General features: G+C 57.9%; 1 protein-coding gene. It reads left to right on the forward strand.

The features are described 5' to 3' along the window. The coding region (locus tag AC27KL_RS28120; RefSeq protein WP_487171805.1) for a histidine racemase CntK family protein at positions 1–475 on the forward strand (475 nt) is incomplete at its 5' end. Positions 476–549 lie beyond the last annotated feature (74 nt).

Here is a 549-nt window from a genome sequence, read left to right on the forward strand (position 1 = left end):
GGTAGCCATGCCTGTGCCGCATAAGCTGGAGCAGCGGGCGACTGCGCATGAAGGCCGCGAGTGGAGTCTGGGGCTTGTCCAATATCGGGACTTCCTGCATGTCGTGATCGAAGTGGAGCGTGCGCACGAGGAATTGCGCAGGAGTGCGGCTTCGCTGGCAAAGCGGCTCGGAGCAGAGTCAGCGTCCAGCATGATCGGCATTTTGCTGTACAAACCGGAAACGCACGAGCTGGCACCGCTCATTTACGTTCCACAGTTGGACAGCATGATTTGGGAGCGGGGCTGCGGCTCGGGGACGGCTTCCGTGGGCGCCTATTTGGCCTGGAAGCAGCAAAAGGATGCGGCGGCGGAGATCAGACAGCCAGGGGGAAGCATTCACGTGGCTGCTTCCTGGCAGGGAGAAGAAATCAAAAGCCTGCAAATCGGCGGGTCTGTCGGCATCGTTGCGCAGGGCAAAGCTTATCTGGAGATATGAGAAAACCAAACGGATTGGCTGGGAGTGTGGCGAGAATGAAAAAACCAGAACAGTTTCAGGAGTGTATCCACGAT

The sequence above is a fragment of the Paenibacillus sp. YAE3 genome (assembly GCF_057546105.1).